A 6,191-nucleotide genomic window follows, 5' to 3' on the forward strand; every position below is an offset into this window, starting at 1 on the left:
TAGGCTCGGCTCTACAGGATCATCGGTGTACCGCAGATTCCCTGGCCAACTGCGCGTCGAATTTCTTCTCGGCCTCATCCGCGTAGGCCTTGCAGGTCAGCGCGTTGGCGCTGGCCTTGCTGCCGGCAGCGTAGTTCCATTGGCTGGCACCTGGATGCGGAGTCAGCAGCAGGTCGCAGGGCAGGCCACGCACCGTGGTGAAGCTGCGCCTGTAGTCTTCGATCAGGCGCGGATAGCGGGGATTGTCCTTCAGCTGGTAGCCCGGCGCACTCAGGCTGTCGGCGTAGGCGATGCGCACCGGCTTGCCATCGCGGGTATCGGTCCAGGTCCACGCGGTGCTTCCCGGCGTGTGCCCCGGCATGAAGTGCGCGGTGAACGCGATGCCACCCACCGTAACCACTTCGGCATCCATGATGATCCGGTCAGCGCTGGTGGGCGGATAGGTGATGCCATCACCGAAGTGAAGATCATCGCTGCCGCCGCGTGCCAGCAGCACCGCCGATTCGGCATTGGCAGCTACATGCGCGCCGGTGCGACGCTTGAGTTCGGCAACCGGGCCGGCGTGGTCGGCATGCGCATGGCTGAGCAGAATCAATCGCAGGTCCTGCGGAGCCACACCGCGCGCCTTCATGTTGTCCAGCAGGTGGCCGGCCATCTGTGGCATGCCGCCGTCCAGCAGCACTGCGCCGTCGGCAGTCTGCACCAGCAACGCGGTCAGGTCCTGCGTGCCGATCTGCCACGTGTGGTCGGCGATCCGTAGCGGCGCCATCGGCTGCAACCAGGACGCATCCACGGTATAGGCCCGCAGCTGTGGCAAGGGCGCTTCGGCAGCGCTGGCGTGGGTGATCGTGAGTACTGCGGCAAGCGTGAGGGCGAGCATGTGCTGGCGCATGTGAAAGATGCATAGGGAAGGTGGATCGAGGCTAGCACGGTGTTTTCCGGTCCCGTTTCGATGATTCCTCATGCCTGCCATGAGGAGGGGTTGCAGGTGCCGGAATTCTGGCGCTGCCCCGTCGTTAAAGGGCGATGCAGTTCGCAGCGTATTCGACGTGCTCGGGGTAGCCTGCGCGGACCACAAGGAAGGAGCAGGCGCATGTGCATTGTGTGCAATCCCGGAGCCGCAGCATTCCTGCAGGCTCGTCGTGATTTTCTCGGCAGCATGATCGGATTGGGGGTGGTGGCAGTGGCGGGAACGGCTGCACCGATGACGGCGATCGCGGCTACGCCGGCGCCGGACCTGGCGGGGCCGGCGGATCGGATTTTCCATGGCGGTCCGATCCATACGCTCGGGCGCAAGGGCAAGGTGCAGGCCATCGCGGTTCGCCAAGGGCGGATCCTGGCCACGGGCAGCCACGAGGAGGTCATGTTGCACCGGGGGCGCCACACTGACGTGGTGGATCTGCGCGGCAGGGCGCTGTTGCCAGGCTTCATCGATCCGCATATGCACTCGGCGATGGCGATGCTGTCCGACTGGGTGGACGTGACACCGTTCAGTACCGCCACCCTGGACGAAGCGCTGTCCAAGATCGGCGCCGCAGCGCGTGCAGTCAAACCCGGGGAATGGATCGTTGCGCAGGGCATCGACCCCTCGCTGATGCCAGGCCCGGCCATCACGATGCAGGCACTGGATGGTGTGGCGGCGGACAATCCGGTTTTCGTGCTCGAGTCCAATGGGCATATCGCCTACAGCAACACGAAGGGATTCGCGGCAGCAGGGGTCACCGATGCCACGCCCGATCCGGATCAGGGGCGCTACGATCGCGTGCATGGAATACTCACCGGGCGCATGCAGGAATCCCCTGCGATGAAGCCGTTCATGGCGGTGATGCCGATGCCGGGCCCGGAGCGATATGCGGAGCTGATCCAGCAGCTGTTCGCAGACGCGACCAAGGCCGGTTGCACCAGCCTGCATGACGCAGGCATCGGCACCGGTGGAACTACGGATCTGGACGTCCTCCATGGCGTGATGGCGAACAATCCATCTGTCCGCTACTCAGGATTCCTCACCTCCGATCTGATGGACGACTGGATCAAGCGTGGCATCAAGCCTGGGGATGGCGATGATCGCTTCCGCCTGACCGGCATCAAGTTCTGGTCCGATGGCTCCAACCAGGCGCAGACCGGCTATCAGCGCCAGAACTATCTGGGTTCGGACAAGCGGGGAGCATTGAACTACACCGAAGCCCAGTTGATCGCTGGGGTCCAGCGCGCCCACGACCTCGGTTGGCAGGTGGGTATCCATGCCAACGGTGATGCAGCCATTGACACTACGCTGAACGTCTATCAGGCGGTGCTGGCAAAGACCGCGCGCACGGATCATCGCCATCGCATCGAACATTGCAGCGTGCTGCATCCCGAGCAGATCGCCCGGCTGGCCGATCTCCAGGTCTCTCCTTCGTTCCTGATCGGGCACGTTTTCTACTGGGGAAAAGCGTTCCGCGACAACATCCTCGGACCGCAGCGCGCGGCGTTCTACGACCCATGCCGTTCTGCATTGAATGGAGGCCTGCGCATCTCGCTGCATTCGGATTTCAATGTCACGACCATCGAACCCTTGCGCTACATCGACAATGCGGTGAACCGGCGCATGCGTGATGGTGGCGAGGTGCTGAATCCGGAGGAGTGCATCAGTGTCGAGCAGGCACTGCGCGCCGTCACGATCGATGCGGCCTGGCAGTGCCGCGTCGATGACATTGTCGGAAGCCTGGAACACGGCAAGTATGCGGACATGGTCATCCTCGATCGCGATCCACTGAAGATCGATCCGGCAAGGGTGCTCGACCTGAAGGTGATGGAGACCTGGCTGCAGGGTGAGCGACGCTACGCAGCGTGACCCGCAGATTCCACTGCGGGCCCGGGGCAACTCCGCCCCGGGCCCTGCTGCTGCTTAGTACCGGTACTGCCACCCCAGCGTCAGCACCCGGCCGCGACCAGAGAAATAGCTTGGATTCGATGGCGTCGTCTGCGAGTAGTAGCTGATGTACTGCTTGTTCGCCAGGTTCTGCACGCCAAGTGTGAAGGCATGCTTGTCCAGCATGTAGCGCGCGACCAGATCCACCGTGGTGTAGCCCTTGAACTCTGCTACCCGCGCGCCACGCAGGTCGAAGTCGCGATCGAAGGCGTGGCTGGCCTGCAGGCGGGTGCTGAGCTGCGGCGTCCAGCCCTGTTCCCAGAACGCGGTCAGCCGGTTCGGTGCGATGTTCACGCCCGCCAGGTCGCTGTCGAGGCGACCGTCGATGTCGGCGTCATAGCGGCCGTTCGCGCGCGCGTAGCCCAGGCCGAGGCGGCTGTCACCCAGGCGCAGGCGCAGGTTGCTCTCGAAGCCTTCCACGCGCGTGGCCTGCCGTTGCACGTTGTAGGCGTCGATGCCGGCGTCGTAGACCAGCACCGAGCCCAGCTTGGATTCGGAGGTGTAGTAGGCGATGTCACCGCTGAAGCGGCCATCGTCGTATTCAAGACCGATTTCGCGGTTGTCCGAGACCACCGGCGACAGGTCGACCAGGTTCTCCACGCGTTGGCCGTCGCGGTTGATCGCACGCAGCACGCGGCCGACATCGGCCACGGTGTAGCCCTCCGAGTACGAGGCATAGGCGTTGAGGCGATCGTTGATGTACCAGACCGCGCCGAAGTTGGGCAGGGTCTCGCTCATGGTCGGCTTGCCCCCGGCCACTTTCCGCGTACCGTAACGCGGCAGCGTCGTGTAATCGCCCACTTCCAGCTCCCCCTTTTCGTAGCGAAGGCCGCCGGACAGCATGAGGTGATCGGTCGGCCACCAGTGCAGCTGCAGCAGCGGCGAGAGGCTCTGGTAGGTGGTCAGCGGCACCCAGTTCATGCCGCTGGCCAGCAGCACCTGGTGGGTGCGGTCACGCAGGCCGTCCAGGCCCAGGGTGACGTCCAGCGTGGTATCGGCCACGCGGGTCCAGCTCTGGGTCAGCTTGAAGCCGCGCTTGTCCGATTCGTTCTGGGTCTGGTCCCAGGCGGCATTGGCACCTGTGTTGCCCCACGGATCCCACTGGCTGGCACCATAACGGCCTTCGAAGTCGACCGCGAACGCCTGTGCCTGGAAGCGACCGCCAAGCAGATCGGCAGCGCTGTAGTCCACGGTCAAGGAGCGTGAGCGGTTCATCGGCGGATCCAGTGGCGTGTCACCCGGTACCGAAACGGTCGGGCGGCCGCTGCGGAAGTCGCCATTCACTGCGAAGTAGTTGTCCAGCCCGCGCAGTTCGTAGCGGTTGGCCATCACCTGCAGGCGATGGCCCTCGGCAATGCTCCAGCCCAGCTTGGCGAATACATTCGACGAGGTCGAATCCATCAGTTCGCCCTGCGCGTTGGTGCCGATCGATCGGCCCTCGCCGTCGTGGTACAGGCCCTGCTTTTCATAGGCCAGGCCAGCGACCAGGTCGAACTGCTCGCTGCGCACACCCACCAGGGCCGAGCCGCGCTGGCCATTGTCATCATGGCGGCTGGGCAGGGCAGAGCTGTAGCTGACATTGGTGTCGAGCAGGAACGCGCCCGGCTCACTGGGCGCACTGCGGGTGATGATATTGACGATGCCACCGGTGCCGCCGATGCCCTGCAGCGCATTGGCACCGTGGATCACTTCGATGCGCTCGATCATCGCCGGATCAATGGTGTGCGAATCGCGCGATCCATCACGCAGCGGTGTGGACTGCGGTACACCATCGACCATGTACAGGATGCCGCGGCCGCGCATTGTTTCGCCGTAGTTGGACATTTTCTCGCGCGCTGGCGCGAACGCCGGAATCTGTGACGACAGCACGCGCGAAACATCCGAGCCCAGCGCCAGTTGCTGGGCGATGTCCTCGCGGGTCAGCACGGTGATGGTGTTGGGCATCGCGGTTTCGCCCTGCGGCATGCGCGCCGTGGAGGCCGATACCGTGACGCGGGCCAGCGAGGTGGGGGCCGTTGGCGAGGAGGCCCGCGCCGGCGCCTTGGCCTTTGGCGGCGTGGCTGCCGGGCTTACCACGAAGACACCGGGCGAGCGTTCCTGGAGGGTGAGGCCGTGCCCGGCCAGCAACCGCTGCAGCGCCTCGCCTGGCGTGTAGCGGCCATCGAGAGCGGGTGCGTTGCGGCCGCTTACCGTGTCGGCGGCGAACAGCAGCTGGATACCACTCTGGCGCGCCAGCGCGTTGAGCGAAGCCTGCAGCGGGCCGGCGGGCAGGTGCAGTTCGAGCGGCGCAGGTGCGGTGGTCTGTGCGGCAGCGGGCAGCGCGGTGCAGAGGCAGGCGGCGAGCAGGGTGGGGGCCAGCCGGCGCAGGGCGGCGGGCGAATGACGGCGGGTCATGCGGGGTCCTTCGAAGGGGTTCAAGCAGTTGCCGGTTGGGGCGGCGCTCAACCCACCCTCGATGTGGCCGCTAATGGCGTGCGCGCAGATGCAGGCTTCCATCTGCAGCGGTATTCACCTGCACCGGCAGGATCTCCGGCAACAACGCCACGGCGGTCTCGGCGCGATCGGCATCGAACACGCCCGATACCAGCAGTGGACCCAGAGCCGGGTCGTCCAGCACGATGGGACGGTCGTGATAGCGCTGCAGGATCCGCAGAACCTCAGCCAAAGGCATGCGATCGAACTGCAGCCGGCCATGGGTCCAGTCGGCCTGGTCCAGCTCGACCACCTCCGGCGGGGAGACCGAACCCGGCTGGGCCAGCAGGCGCTGGCCGGGGACCAGCCGCTGTTCGGCAGTGCCGCCTTCCACGCGCACGCCTACCTCGCCGCGCCACAGCGTGACCTCGCTGAGCTCGCCCTGGCGATCGACATCGAACACCGTGCCATAGTTGCGCACGTGCACCGGGCCGGCATCCACCTCGAAGCGCCGCCAGGCGGAGTGCTGCACGTCGAAGCGGGCGCGCCCCTGGACCAGCAGTACCTGCCGGGAGCGCAGATGGCGGCGCACCTGCAGACGGGTGCCTGCGTCAAGCAGTACGCGGCTGCCATCGGACAGGGGCAGCTCGCGGCGCTCGGCCACGCCGGTCTGGTACTCGCGTACCTGCCAGGCCGGATCGACCACGAACAGTGCGCCTGCCATCACCAGCAGTACGGCCAGCGCGGGCATCCCCCGCTTTGCGTCCCCCCCGCCGCGGCGTCGCAAGGTTTCGGGGGCCGGCAGCGGGAAGCGTTTCTTGAGGGCGTCGCGATGCTGGTCCAGCACCTGCTCGGTGGAGGGGGGGGC

General features: G+C 65.7%; 4 protein-coding genes. 1 reads left to right on the forward strand and 3 read right to left on the reverse strand.

All coding sequences use genetic code 11. From position 1 onward, the window contains the following. Positions 1-19: 19 nt before the first annotated feature. Positions 20-892: a L1 family subclass B3 metallo-beta-lactamase gene (gene blaL1, locus D7Y61_RS03565; protein ID WP_180865089.1), complete on the reverse strand. Its 873-nt coding sequence runs from the start codon at positions 890-892 to the stop codon at positions 20-22. Between the two features lie 39 nt (positions 893-931). Here blaL1 and D7Y61_RS03570 point away from each other — a divergent pair, with 39 nt between their 5' ends. After that, positions 932-2,833, forward strand: a complete 1,902-nt coding sequence (locus tag D7Y61_RS03570) for an amidohydrolase (protein ID WP_219627777.1) — start codon at positions 932-934, stop codon at positions 2,831-2,833. 54 nt (positions 2,834-2,887) lie between these two features. Here the strand turns inward: D7Y61_RS03570 and D7Y61_RS03575 are convergent, their stop codons facing one another. Then, positions 2,888-5,305, reverse strand: a complete 2,418-nt coding sequence (locus D7Y61_RS03575) for a TonB-dependent receptor domain-containing protein (RefSeq protein ID WP_180865090.1) — start codon at positions 5,303-5,305, stop codon at positions 2,888-2,890. A 70-nt stretch (positions 5,306-5,375) separates the two neighbouring features. After that, positions 5,376-6,191 (reverse strand): FecR family protein (locus D7Y61_RS03580; protein WP_258010201.1); only part of this gene is annotated, 816 nt, incomplete at its 5' end.

The sequence above is a fragment of the Stenotrophomonas maltophilia genome, from assembly GCF_013464485.1.
Lineage (GTDB): Bacteria > Pseudomonadota > Gammaproteobacteria > Xanthomonadales > Xanthomonadaceae > Stenotrophomonas > Stenotrophomonas maltophilia_AW.

Excerpts from the sequence above, each read along its gene's own strand:
- blaL1 (WP_180865089.1), bottom strand. The coding sequence starts at position 892 with ATGCGCCAGCACATGCTCGCCCTCACGCTTGCCGCAGTACTCACGATC.
- D7Y61_RS03575 (WP_180865090.1), bottom strand. The coding sequence starts at position 5,305 with ATGACCCGCCGTCATTCGCCCGCCGCCCTGCGCCGGCTGGCCCCCACC.